Source organism: Hydrogenophaga sp. (assembly GCF_050250835.1).
Lineage (GTDB): Bacteria > Pseudomonadota > Gammaproteobacteria > Burkholderiales > Burkholderiaceae_C > Hydrogenophaga.
In genome coordinates this window covers 1-19,959 of the sequence record NZ_JBFWNX010000014.1, presented here as the reverse complement: position 1 = coordinate 19,959, position 19,959 = coordinate 1, and the positions used below count along the sequence as shown (strand labels likewise).

Genomic DNA, 19,959 nt, shown 5'->3' with positions numbered 1-19,959 from the left:
ACTGGCGCCATGTCCCCAACGCAGCCAGCTTCGCTCAAGGCCATTGAGACCCAGGGCCTTGACGATGCGAGCGCTCTTCAGCAGTTCGGCCTCAGCAACTCCGAGCTCGCCACGGAGCTCGAGTATCTGGACATCGACCAGTCGATGGCAGGAGCCCGAGGGGTCGTCGTTCCCTACATCGTCATACTCTTCGCCCTGCTGGCGCTGATGCTGCCCTTCTCCCCGCCTGCGGCCTGCCTTCTGTGGGCGCTCAGCTTCAGTTTCTACATTCTGGCGCGCCGACAGATAAATCGTGTTTACGCAGCCTGGAGCATTGAAGAGCGCAAACGGCGTCACCGCTCGTGGCACCGCATCATGATCGCGTCCTCTTCGGTCTTCGGCGGGCTCTGGGGTTCTGCGGGCATGATCGCTTTTCCCGGCTCACCCCTGGAGATCAAGCTCTTGTGGACGCTTGCCCATGTCATGCTGGTGGCCGGAGCGCCACGGCTGCTCACCATGCCTCAGTTTGTGGCGCTGTTGATAGCCTTGCAGGCTCTCGGCACCACGCCGTGGCTGTTCTGGGGCGGCTGGCTGGGCATGCCCATGGCCATCACCCTGATCCTGCTTGGGGGCCTGTTCATGGTCATGACACGCCACTACCACCGGGGCTTGCGTGAGAAGTTTGAACTGCAGCTGCGCAACGCCCATCTGGCCAGAATGCTGGCCCAGCGCAACAGCACGCTGGAAGAAATCAGCCGAGCCCGCACCCTGCTGCTGGCCGCCGCCAGCCACGACCTGCGCCAGCCAGTGCATGCCCTGGGTCTGCTCATGGAAACGCTGCAGCGCCCGGTGCAGCCCCGGACCCTGCAAAGACGCCTGGTCATGGCCAACCAGTGCGTGGATTCGCTCTCTGAGATGCTGAGCAATCTGCTGGACTTCTCTCGCATGGACAGCAGCAACTTCCCGGTCACCCAGCGCATCGTCCTTTTGCAGGAATTGCTCGACGATTGCGGGCGGATCTTTGCCCCCATGGCACGCCACAAGAAGCTGGCTCTGCGGTTCAACCACACGTCGGTGTTCGTTCGCACCGATCCCCATCTGACACGCCGCATGCTCTTCAACCTGATTTCCAACGCCATCAAGTACACCGACCGCGGGGCGATAGAAGTGCGCGTCGTGGAACGGAACGGCCAGGTGGTGCTGCAAGTGGAAGACTCCGGCGTCGGCATCGCTCCAGAGCACATCGAGGACATCTTCAGGGACTACGTGACGTCCGACGCGCATGCGGTCCGGTTTGACATGGGCATCGGGCTCGGGCTGGGCATCGTGCGCCGTTGTGGAAAGCTGCTGGATCAACAAGTCACCGTGGTTTCCGAGCCGGGTATTGGCAGTCGCTTTTCCATCCACATGGGTGAACCTGTCGCCCTCGATGCCGCGGTATCCATTGGGATCGCCAACGCGGAAGACCTCAGTGGTGTCGTGGCCGTCATCGAGAACGACCCCATCATCCTGGAAGGCCTGATCGAAATGCTGCGAGACTGGGGTTGCCAGCCCGTGGCCGGCCCCACGCCGGATCTGGTGCAGGGACTGCTGGAAGAGAAGCAACTCACGCCACGCCTGATCCTGTCGGATCTGCACCTGGGCATCGCCGGAACAGGCTTCGAAGCCATCGAATCGTTGCGGCGCATCGCTGGTGTGACGCATGTGCCCGCGGTGGTGCTGACGGGAGACATCAGCCCCGTTCACCAGCAGCGTGCCGCCACCGAGAATGTGCGCCTCGAACACAAGCCCATTCGGCCAGCCCGGTTGCGCGAGGTGCTTTCGGGCATGCTGGCGAGCGCCTGAGCGCGTCAGAAGCTACCGGTGAATTGATAGCGCGAAGCAGGGTGCCACATGGTGGCAACAGCGGCCACCTGGCCTTGTGACTGGGTCTGGCGATGCAGCACGAGACAAGGTTCCCCATCCGGCATGTGGAGCATGTCGCGCACGTCGGCCGGCGGCAGGCGGGCCTCGATGGCGAACTCCACGCCCTGCAGCGGAGCCACTCGCATCAGGTAGGCGTTGGGCGTGAGACAGGAAAAGTCCTGCTGCATGTAGTCGGGGGCGACCTTCGGGTTGACATAACGGTCTTCCACCTGGATGGGCTTCTCGTTTTCCAGATGCACCACGATCGAATGAAACAGAGGATGACCGGACGGCATGCGAAAGCGGCGCGCCAGCGCCTCTGGCGCCTTCACGCGCTCCAGTCGCTGCAGGTCACTGCGGTGCACATGCCCACGCGCGGCCATTTCGTCGGCGATGTTGCGGATCGCCACCAGCGTGGACTGGTACTTCTGCTGGGCCACGTAAGTGCCCGAGCCCTGGATCCGCTCCACCGTCTGTTCGTCGCTCAGTTCGCGGATGGCGCGGTTCACCGTCATGCGCGAAACACCGAACTCCCGCGCCAGCGCCTCCTCGCCTGGAATGAGGTCGCCCTCTTTCCAGTGCCCGCTATGAATATGGGCAAGGACATGTGCCTTGATGCGCTGATAGGCCGGTACCTGGACGCGTGACAACGGGTTTCCTTTCGCATGCGGGTTTTCACCAAGCCGAAAACCACCGCCATTGTATTTACGAACCACACAAGCTGTGGCCATAATGTATATACGTCTCTAGGGAAACACCCTAAGATTTGTACAGTGTTTTAGACCTCAAGCATTACACCAGCCGCCGCCTGCCATGAACACCAACACCGACCCTCGCCTGGACCCCACTCGCAGCGTGCGCGCCCCTCGCGGCAACACGCTGTCGTGCAAGAACTGGGTGGCCGAAGCCGCCTACCGCATGTTGCAGAACAACCTGGACGCCGAGGTGGCCGAGAACCCCCAGCACCTGGTGGTGTACGGCGGCATCGGCCGGGCGGCCCGCGACTGGGCCTGCTTCGACCAGATCCTGGCCTCGCTGCGCGAACTCGACGAAGACGAAACGCTGCTGGTGCAGTCCGGCAAGCCGGTGGGCGTGTTCAAGACCCACGCCAACGCCCCGCGCGTGCTGATTGCCAACTCCAACCTCGTGCCGAAATGGGCGAACTGGGAACACTTCAACGAACTGGACCGCAAGGGCCTGTTCATGTACGGACAGATGACCGCCGGCAGCTGGATCTACATTGGCAGCCAGGGCATCGTGCAGGGCACGTTCGAGACCTTTGTGGAGGCCGGCCGACAACATCATGGCAACGACTGGGCCGGCCGCTGGATCCTCACCGCCGGTCTGGGCGGCATGGGCGGTGCGCAGCCGCTGGCCGCCACGCTGGCTGGCGCGGTCTCGCTCACGATCGAGTGCCAGCAAAGCAGCATCGACTTTCGCCTGCGCACCCGCTACGTGGACAAGCAGGCCAGAGACATCGACGAGGCCCTCGCGCTCGTGCGGCAGCACACCGCCCGAAAGGAAGTGGTGTCGATCGCCTTGCTGGGCAACGCCGCCGAGGTGATGCCCGAGCTGGTTCGCCGCTGCCGCGCCAGTGGCTTCATGCCCCATCTGGTGACCGACCAGACCTCCGCGCACGACCTCATCAACGGCTACCTGCCTGCCGGCTGGACACTGGAGCAATGGCGCCATGCGCAGCGCAACCCGGCTCAGCATGCGCACCTCTCCCAGGCCGCTGCGCACAGTTGCGCCCAACATGTGCAAGCCATGCTCGATTTCCAGTCCATGGGCGTGCCCACGGTCGACTACGGCAACAACATCCGCCAGGTGGCCTTCGACCACGGCGTGAAGAACGCGTTCGACTTCCCCGGCTTTGTCCCGGCCTACATCCGCCCCATGTTCTGCGAGGGCAAGGGCCCGTTCCGCTGGGTGGCGCTCTCGGGCGATCCGCAGGACATCTACAAGACCGACGCGAAGATCAGGGAACTGTTTCCGAACAACACGCACACGCACCGCTGGCTCGACATGGCACGCGAGCGCATCGCCTTCCAGGGCCTGCCGGCACGCATCTGCTGGCTGGGCCTGGGTGAACGCCATGTGGCCGGCCTGGCGTTCAACGAGATGGTGCGCAGCGGTGAGCTCTCGGCCCCGATCGTGATCGGACGCGACCACCTCGACACCGGTTCCGTGGCCAGCCCGAACCGCGAGACCGAGGCCATGAAGGACGGCTCCGACGCCGTCAGCGACTGGCCGCTGCTCAATGCCCTGCTCAACACGGCGGGTGGCGCCAGCTGGGTCAGCCTGCACCACGGCGGTGGCGTGGGCATGGGCTACTCGCAGCATTCGGGCATGGTGATCGTGGCCGACGGCACCGATGCCGCGGCCGAGCGGCTGGCGCGCGTGCTGGTCAACGACTGCGGCTCGGGCGTGATGCGCCACGCCGACGCCGGCTACGAGCTGGCCGTGGCCACGGCGAAGAAGCACGGTCTGAAACTGCCCATGATCGGCTGAGGAAATCCAGAAAGATGAACACGAAGCCTCTCACCCTGAACCCCGGCCAGATGACCCTGGCCGATCTGCGCCTGCTCTGGGCGCACGCTCTCCCGATCGCTCTGCCCGCCAGCGCCCGTGCCAGCATCGAAGCTTCGGCCGCCACCATCCAGCGCATCGTTGACCAAGGCGATGCGGCCTATGGCATCAACACCGGTTTTGGCAAGCTCGCCAAGACCCGCATCCCCGACGACCAGCTCGAACTGCTGCAACGCAACCTGATCCTCTCGCACTCGGTCGGCACCGGCGAGCCCATGTCGGATGCAACCGTGCGCCTGGTGATGGCCATGAAGACCAGCAGCCTGGCGCGCGGCTTCTCGGGCGTGCGGCCTGTCGTCATCGACACCTTGCTGGCGGTGCAGAACGCCGGCATCGTGCCCCTCATTCCCGTCAAGGGTTCGGTGGGTGCCTCGGGCGATCTGGCGCCTTTGTCTCACATGACGCTCGCCCTGATGGGCGAAGGCGATGTGCGCATGGGTGGCCAGCTCGTGTCCGCCGCCGCCGCGCTGCGCCAGGCCGGCATCGCGCCATTGAAACTGGCCGCCAAAGAGGGCCTGGCGCTCATCAACGGCACGCAGGTGTCGACGGCACTGGCCCTGCATGGCCTGTTCATGGCCGAACGCCTGCTTGAAACCGGCGCCGTCACCGGTGCGCTGAGCGTGGACGCCGCCAAAGGCAGCGATGCGCCTTTCGATCCCCGCATCCACGCCGTGCGCGGCCAGCCGGGCCAGATCGCCATGGCCGAGGTCATGCGCCAACTCCTTCAGGGCAGCGCCATCCGACGTTCGCACCTGGAAAACGACGAGCGCGTGCAGGACCCCTACAGCCTGCGCTGCCAGCCCCAGGTCATGGGCGCCTGTCGAGACCTCATCGTGCAAGCCGCCCGCACGCTGCTGATCGAGGCCAACGCCGTCACCGACAACCCGCTGGTGTTCACCGACACCGACGAAGTGCTCTCCGGCGGCAACTTCCACGCCGAGCCCGTGGCCTTCGCCGCCGACACGCTGGCCCTGGCCATCGCCGAGATCGGCGCGCTGTCCGAACGCCGCATCGCCCTGCTGATCGACGCCTCGCTCTCCGGCCTGCCGGCGTTCCTGGTGGACAACCCGGGACTGAATTCCGGCTTCATGATTGCGCACGTCACCGCCGCCGCCCTTGCCTCAGAAAACAAAGCGCACGCCCACCCGGCCAGCGTGGACAGCCTGCCAACCTCGGCCAACCAGGAAGACCACGTGAGCATGGCCACGTTCGCCGGCCGCCGGCTCGATGAAATGGCACAGAACACCGCCACCATCCTGGCCATCGAATGGCTGGCCGCCGCCCAGGGCGTGGATTTCCACCGCCCGCTCGCCACTTCGCCGCAGCTGTCGCGCGCCCACGCCAAACTGCGCGAACGCGTGCCCCACTACGCACAGGACCGGCTGTTCGCGCCCGACATCGAAGCGGCCAGAAAGCTCGTGTGCGAGGGCGCGGCCAGCGCGCCCTGCGCAGACCTGTTCACCCCCGTCTGGACCGGCTGACGCCGCTGGCAACACCCACCTGAAGGATCGACATGCACATGAAGAACCTGGTCCTGTGGCGCAGTGCGCGCATGTCCACCCTGGCGGGCAAGAGCTGGGGCCTCATCGACCACGGCGCGCTGCTCGTGGAGGGCGAGCACATCGTCTGGGTGGGGCCCGTGAGCGACATGCCCGACAACCTGCGGCAACGGGTGGTGGCCGAACACGACCTGGGGCCAGCCCTCATCACGCCCGGCCTGGTGGACTGCCACAGCCACCTGGTGTACGCCGGCAACCGCGCGCACGAGGCCGAAATGCGCCTGCGCGGCGCGAGCTATGAAGACATTGCCAAGGCCGGGGGCGGCATCCGCTCCACCGTGAGCGACACGCGAGCGGCCACCGAACAAGCCTTGTTCGACGACGCCGCGTGGCGCGCTCGAAGGCTCATGGCCGAAGGGGTCACCACGCTGGAGGTCAAGTCGGGCTACGGCCTGTCGCTCGAAGCCGAGACACGCTGCCTGCGCGTGGCACGCCGGCTGGGACGCGAACTGCCCCTGAGCGTGAAAACCACGTTTCTGGGTGCCCATGCCGTGCCCGCCGACTATGAAGGCCGCCCGGACGACTACATCGACGCCGTCTGCGAATGGCTCCCCAGGCTGCACGCCCAAGGCCTGGTCGACGCCGTGGACGCCTTCTGCGACACCGTCGGGTTCTCCACCGCGAACACCCGCCGCGTGTTCGAAGCCGCCCGCGCACTCGGGCTGCCCATCAAGCTGCACGCCGAACAACTCTCCAACATGAACGGCTCGGCCATGGCAGCCTCGCTGGGCGCGATGTCGTGCGACCACCTCGAACACCTGTGCGAGGCCGACATCGAACTCATGCGGCGCAGCGGCACGGTGGCCGTGCTCCTGCCCGGCGCCTTCTACTTCCTGCAGGAAACCAGGGTGCCGCCCGTGGCGGCCCTGCGCGCAGCCGGCGTGCCCATGGCGGTCTCCACCGACCACAATCCCGGCAGCTCGCCCTGCCTTTCGCTGCTGCTCATGGCGAGCATGGCCTGCACGCTGTTCCGCCTCACCCCACTGGAAGCCGTGCGCGGCATCACGGTGAACGCCGCGCTGGCACTCGGCCTGCGCGATCGCGGCCAGCTCGCACCCGGTCAGCGCGCCGACTTCGTCGCCTGGAGCCTCGACCACCCCAACGAACTGGCCTACTGGTTCGGGCACAGCGCCATGCTGCGCACCATCCGGTCTGGCCAGGCACAGCCATGACCCCCCCGCCGACCGATCCCTACCCCTGGCAAGGCCGCATCGACGTCGAAGAGATCGGGCCCAGCACGCGATGGCATCAGCGCGTGCAAGCCCTGCATCCTGGCGCCCGGGGCGGCGTCACGCTGATCGGGTTCGCGGTAGACGAAGGCGTGCGACGCAACGGCGGGCGTGTGGGCGCGGCGCAAGGGCCGCGAGCCCTGCGCGACGCATTGACCAACATACCCACCTTCGGCGAACCGGAACTGTTCGACGCCGGCGACGTGGAATGCCGGGACGGCGACCTGGAGGTGGCCCAGGCGACCCTGGCCAGCGTTGTGGCCGAGGTGCTGCAACGCCAGAGCCTGCCCCTGGTGTTTGGCGGTGGGCACGAGATGGCCTGGGGCACCTTTCAAGGCATCGTCAGGGAACTGCCACGGCACAAGCGCCTGCTGGTGGTGAACCTGGACGCGCACTTCGATCTGCGCGTGGCCCGCGTGGGCAACTCGGGCACCCCGTTGCGACAGATGCACCAGTGGTGCGAAGCCCAGGCACTGCCCTTCAACTACCGCGTCTTCGGCGTCAGCCGATTCGCCAACACACAAGCCCTGTTCGATCGGGCACAGGCCATCGGCGCACGCTACTGGCTGGACGAAGACCTTCAGGACACGGCAGGACTCCAGGCCGCCCAACAGGCGCTGGCCGCCGATCTGGACGCCTGCGACGCGGTGTACCTCACGGTGTGCCTGGACGTTCTCCCCGCCAGCCTGGCGCCAGGCGTCTCCGGCCCCGCCCCGCTGGGCGTGCCTCTGCACCAGGTCGAGACGCTGATGGATCAGGTCCTGGCCTCAGGCCGGCTGATCGCCGCCGACATCGCCGAACTCAATCCCTCCAAGGACCGCGACGACCTGACCGCACGCGTCGCCGCCCGCCTGGCCGCGCGCATCGCCAGGGGCGCACGCTCACCCCAGGGCTGATACCAGCTTCGGTGCGGCCTTCTGGCCCGAAGGCCATTGCGCTTCCTCTTCGTCGCTGACGAAGATTCTGCGGCCGGATCGGCAAAGATGGCTGACGCGACGACCCGCCAGAAAAGCGGCAAGAGGCCGCCGCAGCGCCAGACCATGTCCGAACGGCGCCACCCAGTCGATCAGCCAGATTCGATCTCCGCTTCGCCAATCCCGATAGGCGATCTTCAGGGCGGGATCGGCCAGGTACCGGGCTTCGGAACGAGCGTCAAAACGCGCGAAAAGCAGCAACGCCAGGGGATGGGCGGGCGCGTCCGCCTGGCGAGCCACGATGAACTGGCCCGCCTCGATGGGCGCCAGCAAACGATGCTCCACATCCCGAAGCGTGTGCGACCCGTGTTGCCGGTCGTGCATCCACAGCCAGACCGCCGAACCCAGGACCTGCATGGTCCGGGGCTCGGTGTGCTGCACCCAGGGGGCCTCAAACTGCCATGGCATTTGGGTCATGACGCAGGCTGCGCGGCGTTCGTGGACACCGTGTCATAGATGAGCAATGCCAGCTTCTCGCGGGACAGGGGCTTGTAGGCAATCACCACCGCAGTGGCCGTGCTTTCGGGCCCATGCCGGATTTCCACGTCACCAGTCAGCAAAATGGCCGGCGTGCGCGTGCGCAACTTCTTGCGCAAGCGCTTGATCAGTTCGTAGCCGGAGAATCCGCCATCGAGGTGAAAGTCGGTCACGACCAGGTCGATCGGGCTCACGGTCATGCCCAGTTTGACATCCAGCTCCTCCCAACCGGCCGCCACGATCACGCGGCAGCCCCACTCTTCCATGGTCCTGGCCATGCTGTCGAGCACCGTCTTGTCGTTGTCCACCACCACCACCCTCAGGCCGCGCAGGTAGGTGTCAGGCATCGGCGCCCCGGCCGAGCTGATCTGCTGGCTCAGCGGCAATTCAATCGTGAAAGTGGTGCCGGTGCCCACCACGGACTCCACCCGGATGGGCGCCTTGATGAGATCGGCCGTCTGCTTGACGATGGCCAGGCCCAGCCCGATACCGTCCTCCGAGGTCTTGCGAAAGTGAAGCCGCACGAAAGGCTCGAAGATGTGAGAGATCTCCTGCTCTGGAATTCCGATGCCACTGTCCCGGACTTCAATGCTCACCGTCTCCGGGTTGCACACCTTGGCCACGACCTGAACGCCGCCCTGAGGGGTGTATCTGATGGCGTTGGAGATCAGATTGGCCAGAATGGTGCGAAGGTGGTTGGGATCGGTGTTGACACTCAGCCGGTTCGACCTGAACTGCAGCTGCAGGCGGCTGGCCGTGGCAGTCTCCTCCATCTCGTTGGCCAACGAGCGAAAAAGACGCTCCAGAGAAACGGCCTCCGGGAGAGCGACGACCTGTCCCGAATTGAGCCGGGTGACCGCCATCAGCATCGTCAACGACTTGGACAGCGAGTTGACCACGTCATTGACGGCTTCGATCTCGATGCGCATGGACGACGAAGTGTCCTGCCTGAAGCGGCCCAGCATGAGCCCCAGGGCATGCACAGGCTGACGCAGATCGTGGCTCACCATCGCCAGAAGACGGGCCTTGGAAGAATGCGCCTCCTGCAGGTACGCGATCTGCTGCATGAGGCAGCGCTTCTCCTCCACGCGCTCGCTGGCGCGGCGCTGAATGAACTCATGTTCGCGCTCACGCACCTTGGACAGCGAATAGGACAACAAATGCACCGTGATCAGTGCCACCGCCTCGAAGTGCGCCTGAAAGGAGGTGCGAAGCAGCATCCAGGCCACGGCGAGCACAATGGTTTGCAGGGTGAGCAGTACCCAGGCCGGGCGCTTCAGGGGGCCATGAGCGTGGTAGTGCGACGACAACAGCAGCGAGACCAGCACCGTCCAGGTCAAGGCCTCCAGGCTGGTACCGGGCGCAAACCTGAGCAGCAGAAGAACCAGGACGGCCCAGGCCAGGCCGAACAGAACCGTCAGGCCCAGAAGGACAGGAAACCGCGGCTTCGAGGGCGCGGGGTTCAGGGTCGTGCTCAAGGTGTGCTTCACGAGCCCGGACGTCCAGACGGTGAAGCAAACGATGCAGGTCACCACTGCAAGCCACAGGATGCGGCTCAACGCAGAGGCATCGGGCGCTGGCGAAGTCACCAGGCCCACCAGCATCAAAAGAACACTGAACAGCTGGCCGCCCGCCAGAACCAGCGCCTGATCGGCCGGCTCCCGGGTGTGCAGGAGCGACGACGGCGGCAGTTCAGGCAGTGAGAGATGCCCTGACAGGCTTGACAGGCTCGACAGGCTGGGCTGCGACTCAGATGCCCTTGAAGACATACTCGAAGGTCCTGCTCACGATCAAGCCTTCAGGTCGTCCCTTCATGTGGATGCGCAGCCGACCCATTTCGTCGCGGCGCAGAAAATCAATCCGCTTGAAATTGACGATCGTGCTTCGATGAATCCGCAGGAAGGCAGTGGGATCGAGCTTGACCTCGATTTCGGTGATGCCATAACGGATGAGCACGGGTCCATCGGGCAGCACCGCCATGGTGTACTTGCGCTCAGCCTGGAGGTAGACGATTTCGGTCGGCTCGATCATCACCATGTCGCGCCCGCGCGACCCGCTCAGCCAGCGGCTCGGGGATTCGGCGGTGTTCTTGGCCATCATCGCCAGGCCAGTCTGGCCGGCACGCCTGGCATACAGCATGCCCTCTGCGCGTTCCAGCGCTTGCGAGAGCCGCGCAGGCCGAACTGGCTTGACCACGTAGTCGGCCACCGCACTCTCGTAGGCTTCGAGCGCCTTGGACGGATCGCCGGTGATCAGGATCACCACCGGTGTCGCCGCAGCGGAGCGCACCATTTCCAGCACGCTCTTGGAATGGGAAGCCTGCTGCGGCATGTGCAGATCGAGCAGCAGGATGTCGGGAACGATCTCCTCCAACGCCTGTGCAAGCTGCGCCCGGTCGTGAACGAGGTTCTGAACCTGCCAGCTCGGTCTGAGTTGCGAGACCAGGGCCGCGATGCCTTCGGCCTGGACAATGTCGTCTTCGGCAATGACGGTACGGATGGCGCCCATTTCAAACTCCTTGAACTTCATAGGCCTGGAATCTCAGACGAATCGGCATGGTGCGTGCCGGGATCAGGTGCTCGGGTTTCCTTGGTTGCATGATGCGTGGTCCCCCCAAAACTCTTCAACGCTCCCGGAGTGCGTCTTTCAAGCGCAGAACCGGCTTGAGCAACGAGTTCGCCACCGTGGTGGTGCCGGTCTTGATGTCCACGGTGGCGGTCATGCCCGGCAACACGGGAAGCTCCTTGCCATTGTGGTGCAGCACCGCCGTGTCGGTCCTCACAATCACCTTGTAGTAGGTCTCCTGCTGTTGGCTCCGCTCCTCCAGCAGGGTGTCCGGGCTGATGAACTGCACCTTGCCCTGCAGCGAGCCGTAAATCTGTGGGTCGTAGGCCGAAATCTTCACCGTGGCGTTCTGGCCCACCTGCATGAAGGCGATATCGGAAGGGCGAATCTTGGCCTCCACCAGCAGGTTGTCGCCCGTGGGCGCGATCTCCAGAATGTCCTGGCCCGGCTGGATCACGCCGCCACGCGTGGTGATCCGGATGTTCTTCACCGTGCCACGAATCGGCGCCTTCACCAGGGTGCGCTCCACCTGGTCCTGCTTGGCCACGAGCACCTCCGAGACCTGCGAGATTTCACCCATCACCTTGATGAACTCCGAATACGCCTCAGACTTGAAGCGGTTCAATCGCTCGGCCACCTGCCCGTCGATCTCGCTGCTCTGGCGCTTGAGGCGCAACAACTCGACCTCTGCAACCAGCCCCTGGTTGACCATGGGCTCGGTGATGGCAATTTCCCGCTGCAACAGGTCCCGGGTGCGGCGCTGCGATGAAACCACCTGCTGCATCGTCTGCCGTCTGGCCTCGAAAGTCGAGAGCTCGCGCGCCACCAACGCTTTGTCGGCACGCACATCGTCGTCAAAATCCACCACGGACCGGTCGTTGGCTTCGGCCAAGAGCCGCGCGGCCGTGGCCTTGAGCGCCAGCAATTTGCTGCGCCCCTCACGAAAGGACGACTTCGCGCGAATCGGGTCCAGCCGCACGAGCGGATCACCGGCATTCACATGATCCCCCTCACGCACCAGCATCTCCGCGAGAATGCCACCCTCCAGCGACTGGATCACCTGCTCACGCTGCGCCGCAATCGCACGCCCGGGGCCAGAAGCCACCTGCTCAATCACCGCGTAGTACGCCCAGACGCTCAGACACATCAGCAACGCCACCATCAGACCGGCGGACAGGAGCCAGCCTCTGGACCGGTCGTCCTGAGAAGCCTCAAGCACCGGATCGGCAAAAGGAAGTGATCTGGTTGAAGGCGCCAGATGCTCCGGCGGCAGTTGAACGCGCCGCGCTGCGGGAGACGCCGCGCTGGGCACAGGGGTGGCGAGAATTTCACTCATGGTGCGGCCTCCGCAACGGGCTTGCGAACCACCGGTGCGGGGTGCGCGGGCATCTGAGCCGCCGCCCCGGCCAGCCGTTTGAGCACCTCGTCGCGCGGTCCGTCCATCACGATCCGGCCCTGATCCATCACCACCAGGCGATCCACCAGGCCGAGCAGGCTGCCCTTGTGCGTCACGAGCACCAGCGTACGTCCCTTGCTTGCCTGCTCGAATGCCTTGTAGATGGCGTTCTCGCTGTACTGATCCATGGATGCGGTGGGCTCGTCGAGCAAAAGCAACCGCGCGTCGGCGAGCAACACCTGCGCCAATGCCACCGCCTGCCGCTGCCCGCCCGACAACATCTGCCCACCTTCTCCCACCGGCATGTTCAGGCCCAGCGGGTGCGTTCTGGCGAAATCTGCCACGCCGGCGTCCTGAGCGGCCTGCATCAGCACGTCATCGCCCGCGTGCGGAGCCGCCAGTCGCAGGTTCTCCATCAACGTGCCGCGCATGAGCCGCACGTCCTGGGTGAGCATGCGGATGCACCGGCGCACATCGGACACATCGACATGGCGCAGGTCTTGCCCGTCCATCATCACTTCGCCACCGGTGGTCTGGTAGAGGCCCGCCATCAGGCGCAGCAGGGTGGACTTGCCGCCGCCCATGCGACCGATCACGCCCACCCGTTCGCCGGGCTTGATCTCCAGCGTGCACTTCTGCACCACGTCGGGCAATTCGTTCGAGTACTTGAACGAGACATCGCGCAACTCCAGGCGTCCCTCCCAGTGCGAGCGATGGAAATAGCTCAGTCCGGGCTCACGCTCGCGAGGGCTCTCCATGATCTTGTTGAGGGCCGTCAAGGCGGTCCGCGCCCCCTGAAAACGCGAAGCCAGCGAAGCCACCATGCCCAGCGGTTGCATGGCCCGTCCCATGAGAATCACACTGGCGATCAGAACGCCCGAGGTGGCCTTGCCCTCTGACACGAGGTACACACCCCAGGCCAGCAGCGCCACGGTGCATACCTGCTGGATCAGGCCGTAGAAATGGGTGGAAAAGCTGGTGATCATCCGGGTCCGCAGACCAATCTGGGCACTCTCCGCCGCCAGTCGATCATGCTGGCGCACGATCAGCGCCTCCGCACGCAAGGACTTCAACGAGTCCAGCGCTGCGATCGACTCCACCACCAGACCCGAGCGCGCAGCACCCTGGCGCATCTGTTCACTCATGAGCCTCTGCAGCGGGTACTGCATGGCGATGAGCGTCACCATCAGAACAACCGCCCCAGCGATGGGCACATAGGCCAGAGGCCCGCCGATGTATGAGATGACCGCGAAGAAAAACAGCATGAAAGGCAGGTCGGCCAGCACGGTGAGGGACAGCGACGTGACGAAATCGCGCACCGACTCGTATTCGCGGATCACCTGCGCCATCGAGCCCGACGAACTGCCTTGTTGCTTCTCCAGCCGAAGCATGAGCACCTGGCGGAACACAATGGACCCGAGCGTCAGGTCCATCTTCTTGCCCACGCGGTCAAGTGCATGCGTGCGCACCGTCCGGGCTGCGAATTCGAACACCATGGCGATGCTCACGCCCAGGGCCAGGGCCCACAACGTGGTGAATGCAGAATTGGGCAAGACCCGGTCATAGACCGACATCGTGAAGACCGACATGCCGATGGCCAGTACGTTGATGACCGCCGTGAGCATGACCGCCTCCAGCAGGGTGCGGCGGTGCCGCAACAAGCTGCCCCAAAACCAGTCGGCACCCTGGATGCGATCAATCCAGTCGACCGACCGGGCCTTCAAGGGTGGCGGAGCCACCAGCAGAATGCGCGCCACCGTTCCGATCTCGGCCAGCCGCAAGTCGCTCTCGGCCTGCGTGGTCGGATCGATCACCGTCACGAAATCGTCCCGAATGGCGGTAGCAATCAGGCTTCGGGAGGCGCCCTCTTCGTCCGGCGCCATTTCCAGCACCAGTGGACAGAAGGCATTGCTCAGATGCGTGGCATCGGCCTGCGCCCAGGAGCACTTGAAACCCAGACCCTTCAACGCCTGAACCGCATGAAGAAAGGCGAAATTGTCCTGCGCGACCCCCGCCTCGTCCAGCAGCATGGCGGGAGTCACATACACGCCGTGGAGCCGAGCCAGCGTCACCGTCGTCTGAACCACCGCCAGACCTTTGGCCTTCCCATCCGATTCGCGCGTCACAGCGCCAGGTAGTTCTTCCAGCAATTGCGACTCCATGGGTTCAGGGTTGTGCCTCAATGCGCAAGGCCGCCAGCAGCCGCCCCGACGCATGGGCCATGCGGGCCTGAGCCAGGAGCGCGTCGTAGTGCTCCCCCAGCTCGCTCAGTCTGGTCTGATAAATCTCCGTTTCCTGCGAAAGCAGGTCCACCAGCGGACGGCGGCCCGCCTGGAACTGCTCGCGCATGCGGGCAGCCAGTTCCACGGCCTGCCTGTGGGCCAGATCAAACGACTTGCGGCGGTCCTCGCGACCCTCCAGCAAGGACCTCAGCCGCGAGAGGGCCGTCAGCAACTCCACCTCCGTGGCCTCCCGTGCACGCTCGGCCTCCTGCATGCGCACGAGGCTGGCCTTGGAGGTGGCGGCACCCGTACCCCCGTCCAGCAGAGCCACATTGCCCACGAACTGCACGCCCAGGTTGTTCACCGGGCGGAAACGACCCCACATGTCGCGGCCGCTGGCGGCAAATGCCTCCACCGACACCGTGGGGCGGTCATACAACCGATCCAGGGAAGCCTGCTCCCGCGCCACCTCGATCGTCGCGCCGGCGATCCGCATGCGGGGATGCGTGGCCACACTGGCGCCGGCACCATCTGCCTGGCTGGGGGCCCAGCCAGGCAGCGGCAAAACCACATCGACCGGCGCCCCGACCAGTCCCACCAGCTGGGCCCGTGCGTCGGCCAGCGAAGTGGTGTGAGCCAGGATTTCGGCGTTGGCACGCTGCACCCGGCTACCCGCCAGGGCATTGTCGAACTGGCGGCCGCGGTCGATGCGCTGAATCTCTTCGGTCATGGATGCAATGGCCCGAAGGCCCTCCAGCCACTCCCGTGCGGCGCCCAGCGTGTCGTTGGCGCGAGCCACCTGCACATAGGCGGTCACGGTTTCCAGCGCCAGGTCTTCCTGGCCGGCCTCCAGCGTGCTCCGCACCCCGCCCAGCCGCGCCTCGCGCAACCGCACCTCCCCGTCGGTGCGCCCCGAGTCGTGCACCATCTTGCGAAGGCGCAAGGCCGGGTTCACGAGCGAAGAGGTGCCTGTGTCTTTGGTGTGCTGACTGCCCACGCCGCCTTCCAGGAACATCTGGAGGTTTCGACTGGTCTGGGGAATCTCGACCTCGGCCCGGGCCGCTTCAACCGCCTGGCGCAACTCCGCCATGCGCGGGTGCTTGTCCAGTGCAACCCTCACCACCTGCTCCAGGGCCTGGGCCTGAGCGCCTTGCCAGGTCAGCGCTCCGGCGATCAGAAACAGCACCGTCCTGCAAAAAGCGGGCACCGCCAGCCTGCGACGGATCGGGTGTGGAGCAGCACGAAGGGAGGACATGGATGTGGGCGGCTGGATCATGTGGGCGCTTGAATGGCCTCAATCCTCGCGGCAATGACGCATTCGTAAATTAACGCGTCATCAATCAACGAATTTTTGCCACCAACTGCATATTTCGGGAACGAATTGAACTTGTTCCCAAAATCAGGACAGCCCTGGCCTAGCTCGAGGTGTGCACCAGAGACGGGCCGTGCAGCTTGGCGTACTGGTGCAGGCCGAGCATTTGCAGAAAATGCGCCAGCAGCGGGTGGGCGTAGGCCACCGCCACCGTCTCGCCCCTGGAATGCCGCCGGATGGCCCAGTTGAGAAGGTCTGCACCAAAGAAAAAATCCAGCGAGGCCAGCATCCGAAGATCCAGGATCACCAGGCGGCCTGCCATGGCAGCGCGACCCTCGAGCCGGTCCAGTTCTTCGACATGCTCCCGCGTGAGTTCGCCTTGAAACCGCGCTGCGCACACCAGATCACTCGTCACTCCACCGGCGGGCAGGCTCAAGGGCTGACTCACGCACCGGACGCTGCCCTGGGCGGGTGCCTGCTGAAACTCCCTGGCGTACGCCGTCACGGCCGAGCGATGGGCATGGCGAAAGCCGGTCCAGTTCAGCAGCGTGAGCCACAGGCTCCAGGCTTCATGCGATTGAGCCTGCTTTCGGAGCGCTTGCTGAACAACACGAATCAGCGTCGGGAGCCCCAGGTGGACGAAGACGTTCCGCGAACTCAGGGCTTGCTCGAAACACGCATGCAATACAGCCACCGCGCCCTCGTCGATGGAGACCACGTGCGTCCAGTCGATGACCACGGGAACGCCCGCGTTGCCGCTTGCCAGGAGCGCGCCCATCGCCACAGGCACCTGCGAGTCGATGTCGGCCGGACACGTCCAGGCCACGGGCGCGCCCACCTGCACCCGCCCCGACACGGCTGCGCTCAGCTTCGGGGGCACGATTCGGCCCGGCTCGCGGCCACGGGTTTTCAGGTACTGAAGCCGCATCGCCGCCACGCGCTCGGTCTGGCCGCTTCGCTCCAGCAGGTCGATGGCGCAGCGCGTGGCCCAGTCCGTCCCACGGGGCACATCACCAGCGTGAATGGCCTTGATCAGCAAGTCAGCGGCATGTCCCCAGCGCTGGGCAGCCACCATCAGGGCCACGTCGTCCATGGGATGCGCGGTCGAAGACCCGCTGTGAGACCGCCAGCCTTTGTCTCTGACGACATCCACGGGAAGCGGGTCCTGAAGGGGAGGCAATCCCGTCAAGCCCATCGGCTCCGAGAGCACCTTCACTTCCAGCTCGTTGATCAGGCTGACCAGTTGCGCGCCGTCGGTCAGGCCGGGTGGCCGGGTGGGCGCGCCACCCTTGTGGCGACCGTTGTCCTTGGTGCTCTGGGGACTGTTCTGGCGCCGCGACATGATGACCCGAAGCTCGTCCAGCTCGCGATTGCGCCTGACCAGCAACCGCCTCATGTAGAGCTTCTGCGCCTCGTCCTGCTGCCGCCGCTTCAGCGCCAGCGACTCGCTGTCCTGCGCGTCCCCCGCCGAGCCCGCAGACCGAACCTGCAACGCTTCGCCGATGCGCGATTTCAGGTTCAGGGCCATGGGTGGGTGATGGGAAAGTGGTTTGCCGACAAGGCGCAGTAGACAGCGTGCGCCGCCGCTCCATCACGCGCGGCATTCAAAGCGAGGTTTTTTTGAACGAATCGGCAGCGTGAGGAAACGAGGCGCAGCCAGGGGCCGATTCCTCATCGACGCTGCCGGCGGCAGGCGACGCCAGCGCTGGAGCGGTCTCGCGGGCAGGCAGCTTCAACGACGACAGCCTGGCCGCCCTCCTCTTCATGCATCAAGGCGCAAGGCCGCAGCCCGCCTCGTTCCCGGGACCCTACATCTGGACACCCCCACAGCCCCACTGGCGAATTTGCACTTTGTGCCAGCACACGCCTGCTTACATTGCAAGCCTAAATCCGTCGCTCCCGAGGAACGGAGCATCCACAGCAAAGGAACCCCCATGAGCACTCAGTCCAATGTAACTGGCAGCCTGCAACAACAAGACATCGAGCAGGTCGCTGCTCTGGTCCACGTGGATGCACAGGGCAGCGAACCCATCGCCAGGAACCTTCCAGCGACGGCCCCCACGAATGCTTCATCCAATGCCCAAGAAGCCGCCGAGCGCGAACTGCCGGCAGCAGATGAATCGCAGGAAGAGACGCTTGCGCTCGACGAGAAAGACCCGGGCGACGAAGACGAACTCGCAACCCAGGATGAGCAAGGCGCGGAGTCCCCCGTGCAGGTGGCCGAAGCCCCCGTGGGCAGCGCGGCACCCGATGCGATGTCCGACGTGTACCTGGCGCAAGCCCCGGAAGGCAGCGACTTGCAGGGGGCGCAAATCGAACAACTGTACGAGGACGAAGAAGAAGAGGATGAGGACGACGACGCTCTCCTCTACCTCTGGGACTGGGGCCTGCTGAGCGCAGGCGCGTTGATCGCCATGAACGATTGGGATTCGTGGGGCGGTCCAGCCGCTCCCCCGCCGCCCGCCCCCCCTCCTGCTTCGGCAGTGGCGATCACCAGCATCACCGACGACAGCGGTCGGTACGACAACGACTTCGTCACCAGCGACCAGACACTGACCATCTCCGGCACCTCCAATGCCGCTGACGGCGCCACCGTGCAAGTCAAGGTCAACGACGAGGTCGTCGGCACCGCCACCGTCATGGGTGGCGCCTGGTCCTTCGTGTACGAGACCGAGCTGATGGATGGCAACTACACGCTCGGTGCCGACCTGCTGGATGCGGAAGACAGCATCGTCGCCAGCGCCGCCGATCAGAACCTGGTGATCGACACCAGTGGCACCGAAGACGAAAACGGCGATCCCGATCCGATCGCCGACGAGGAGATCGCCGTCTCCAGCATCAGCGACGACACGGGCCCATACAGCGACGACTTCGTGACCAACGACCAGGCGCTGGTCATCAACGGCACCTCCACGGCGGCCGATGGCGCCCACGTCGCCGTCAAGGTGGACGGCAACATCGTCGGCTACACCACCGTCGATGGCGATGGCGCCTGGAGCTTCAATTACACCGGCACCATGCTGGCCATCGGCACCTACACGCTCGACGCCGACCTGGTCGACCTCGCCGGCAACGTCGCCGTCAGCGCCGCCGATCAGAGCCTGGTGATCGACACCAGTGGCACCGAAGACGAAAACGGCGATCCCGATCCCCTCGCCAATGCGGAAATCACCGTCTATGCCGTCACCGATGACACCGGCACGGCGGGCGACCTCACCACCACCGACCAGACGCTGGAAATCTACGGCGAATCCACTGCTGATACTGGCTCCCACGTCGCCGTCAAGGTGAACGGCAACATCGTCGGCTACACCACCGTCGATGGCGATGGCGCCTGGAGCTTCGACTACACCGGCACCACGCTGCCCGTCGGCACCTATACGCTCGATGCCGACCTCGTCGACCTGGCTGGCAACGTCGCCGCGACCGCCGAGGACCGGACCCTGGTCGTCGAGGCCGCGTCCGAAGAAACCCCGCTCGCGCTCACCACATCGCTGAACGGCGTGACCAACCTCGACGTCAAGTCCGCGCTGGTGCTCAACTTCAACCAGGACATCAGCCTGAGCGACGGCCAGATCCGCATCCTCGACATGATGGGTACGTCCGGCTGGACCTTGAGCAACATCTCCACAGACGTCTCCCGCCAGGACGTGACCGGCAACGACGTCGTCATCACCCTGGCCGATGGTGTCGTCACCGGCATGACCATTGGTGGCGTCGACTACACCGCGCTCGGCACCAACGGCATCAGC

Annotated in this window: 14 protein-coding genes; 6 read left to right on the top strand and 8 right to left on the bottom strand. The window is 65.0% G+C overall.

The genetic code is table 11. The annotated features are described in order from the left end of the window. The first annotated feature begins 9 nt into the window (after positions 1 to 9). The gene (locus AB7F11_RS16410; protein WP_428290998.1) at positions 10 to 1,824 is read left to right on the top strand and encodes an ATP-binding response regulator; all 1,815 of its coding nucleotides are present in this window, start codon (positions 10 to 12) and stop codon (positions 1,822 to 1,824) included. 5 nt (positions 1,825 to 1,829) lie between these two features. Here the strand turns inward: AB7F11_RS16410 and hutC are convergent, their stop codons facing one another. Beyond that, the gene (gene hutC / locus AB7F11_RS16405; protein WP_428290997.1) at positions 1,830 to 2,534 is read right to left on the bottom strand and encodes a histidine utilization repressor; all 705 of its coding nucleotides are present in this window, start codon (positions 2,532 to 2,534) and stop codon (positions 1,830 to 1,832) included. A 163-nt stretch (positions 2,535 to 2,697) separates the two neighbouring features. On the opposite strand from hutC, the gene hutU reads away from it, so the two are divergent. From hutU to hutG, 4 genes are read left to right on the top strand one after another with little or no spacing between them, the layout of a single operon-like run. Further along, positions 2,698 to 4,395 (top strand): urocanate hydratase, encoded by a 1,698-nt coding sequence (gene hutU, locus AB7F11_RS16400; RefSeq protein ID WP_428290996.1) that lies wholly within the window; start codon positions 2,698 to 2,700, stop codon positions 4,393 to 4,395. A gap of 14 nt (positions 4,396 to 4,409) precedes the next feature. Then, positions 4,410 to 5,954, top strand: a complete 1,545-nt coding sequence (gene hutH, locus AB7F11_RS16395; protein WP_428290995.1) for a histidine ammonia-lyase — start codon at positions 4,410 to 4,412, stop codon at positions 5,952 to 5,954. Between the two features lie 38 nt (positions 5,955 to 5,992). Then, positions 5,993 to 7,204 (top strand): imidazolonepropionase, encoded by a 1,212-nt coding sequence (hutI, locus tag AB7F11_RS16390; RefSeq protein WP_428290994.1) that lies wholly within the window; start codon positions 5,993 to 5,995, stop codon positions 7,202 to 7,204. After that, positions 7,201 to 8,157 (top strand): formimidoylglutamase, encoded by a 957-nt coding sequence (gene hutG / locus AB7F11_RS16385; protein ID WP_428290993.1) that lies wholly within the window; start codon positions 7,201 to 7,203, stop codon positions 8,155 to 8,157. Before hutI ends, hutG begins: the two co-directional genes overlap by 4 nt. Here the strand turns inward: hutG and AB7F11_RS16380 are convergent. From AB7F11_RS16380 to AB7F11_RS16350, 7 genes are all read right to left on the bottom strand, one after another. Continuing rightward, positions 8,143 to 8,592 (bottom strand): toxin-activating lysine-acyltransferase, encoded by a 450-nt coding sequence (locus AB7F11_RS16380; protein WP_428300793.1) that lies wholly within the window; start codon positions 8,590 to 8,592, stop codon positions 8,143 to 8,145. The genes hutG and AB7F11_RS16380 overlap by 15 nt on opposite strands. A 56-nt stretch (positions 8,593 to 8,648) precedes the next feature. Further along, positions 8,649 to 10,481 (bottom strand): ATP-binding protein, encoded by a 1,833-nt coding sequence (locus AB7F11_RS16375; protein WP_428290991.1) that lies wholly within the window; start codon positions 10,479 to 10,481, stop codon positions 8,649 to 8,651. Further along, positions 10,462 to 11,220, bottom strand: a complete 759-nt coding sequence (locus AB7F11_RS16370) for a LytR/AlgR family response regulator transcription factor (protein WP_428290990.1) — start codon at positions 11,218 to 11,220, stop codon at positions 10,462 to 10,464. Before AB7F11_RS16370 ends, AB7F11_RS16375 begins: the two co-directional genes overlap by 20 nt. Positions 11,221 to 11,335: 115 nt before the next feature. Continuing rightward, positions 11,336 to 12,613, bottom strand: a complete 1,278-nt coding sequence (locus tag AB7F11_RS16365) for an HlyD family efflux transporter periplasmic adaptor subunit (RefSeq protein WP_428290989.1) — start codon at positions 12,611 to 12,613, stop codon at positions 11,336 to 11,338. Beyond that, positions 12,610 to 14,823 carry a type I secretion system permease/ATPase gene (locus AB7F11_RS16360; protein WP_428290988.1) on the bottom strand — a complete coding sequence of 738 codons (2,214 nt, stop codon included), beginning with the start codon at positions 14,821 to 14,823 and terminating at the stop codon, positions 12,610 to 12,612. Before AB7F11_RS16360 ends, AB7F11_RS16365 begins: the two co-directional genes overlap by 4 nt. 16 nt (positions 14,824 to 14,839) lie before the next feature. Beyond that, positions 14,840 to 16,150, bottom strand: a complete 1,311-nt coding sequence (locus tag AB7F11_RS16355; RefSeq protein WP_428290987.1) for a TolC family protein — start codon at positions 16,148 to 16,150, stop codon at positions 14,840 to 14,842. Between the two features lie 160 nt (positions 16,151 to 16,310). Continuing rightward, complete coding sequence (locus AB7F11_RS16350) at positions 16,311 to 17,735, bottom strand: STAS domain-containing protein (protein WP_428290986.1); 1,425 nt, start codon at positions 17,733 to 17,735, stop codon at positions 16,311 to 16,313. A gap of 406 nt (positions 17,736 to 18,141) precedes the next feature. On the opposite strand from AB7F11_RS16350, the gene AB7F11_RS16345 reads away from it, so the two are divergent. Further along, on the top strand, positions 18,142 to 19,959 hold a 1,818-nt coding region (locus tag AB7F11_RS16345; protein ID WP_428290985.1), incomplete at its 3' end, for an Ig-like domain-containing protein.

Excerpts from the sequence above, each read along its gene's own strand:
- hutG (WP_428290993.1), top strand. The coding sequence starts at position 7,201 with ATGACCCCCCCGCCGACCGATCCCTACCCCTGGCAAGGCCGCATCGAC.
- AB7F11_RS16410 (WP_428290998.1), top strand. The coding sequence starts at position 10 with ATGTCCCCAACGCAGCCAGCTTCGCTCAAGGCCATTGAGACCCAGGGC.
- AB7F11_RS16350 (WP_428290986.1), bottom strand. The coding sequence starts at position 17,735 with ATGGCCCTGAACCTGAAATCGCGCATCGGCGAAGCGTTGCAGGTTCGG.
- hutI (WP_428290994.1), top strand. The coding sequence starts at position 5,993 with ATGAAGAACCTGGTCCTGTGGCGCAGTGCGCGCATGTCCACCCTGGCG.
- AB7F11_RS16355 (WP_428290987.1), bottom strand. The coding sequence starts at position 16,150 with ATGTCCTCCCTTCGTGCTGCTCCACACCCGATCCGTCGCAGGCTGGCG.
- hutH (WP_428290995.1), top strand. The coding sequence starts at position 4,410 with ATGAACACGAAGCCTCTCACCCTGAACCCCGGCCAGATGACCCTGGCC.
- AB7F11_RS16370 (WP_428290990.1), bottom strand. The coding sequence starts at position 11,220 with ATGGGCGCCATCCGTACCGTCATTGCCGAAGACGACATTGTCCAGGCC.
- AB7F11_RS16380 (WP_428300793.1), bottom strand. The coding sequence starts at position 8,592 with ATGCAGGTCCTGGGTTCGGCGGTCTGGCTGTGGATGCACGACCGGCAA.
- hutU (WP_428290996.1), top strand. The coding sequence starts at position 2,698 with ATGAACACCAACACCGACCCTCGCCTGGACCCCACTCGCAGCGTGCGC.
- AB7F11_RS16365 (WP_428290989.1), bottom strand. The coding sequence starts at position 12,613 with ATGAGTGAAATTCTCGCCACCCCTGTGCCCAGCGCGGCGTCTCCCGCA.
- AB7F11_RS16375 (WP_428290991.1), bottom strand. The coding sequence starts at position 10,481 with ATGTCTTCAAGGGCATCTGAGTCGCAGCCCAGCCTGTCGAGCCTGTCA.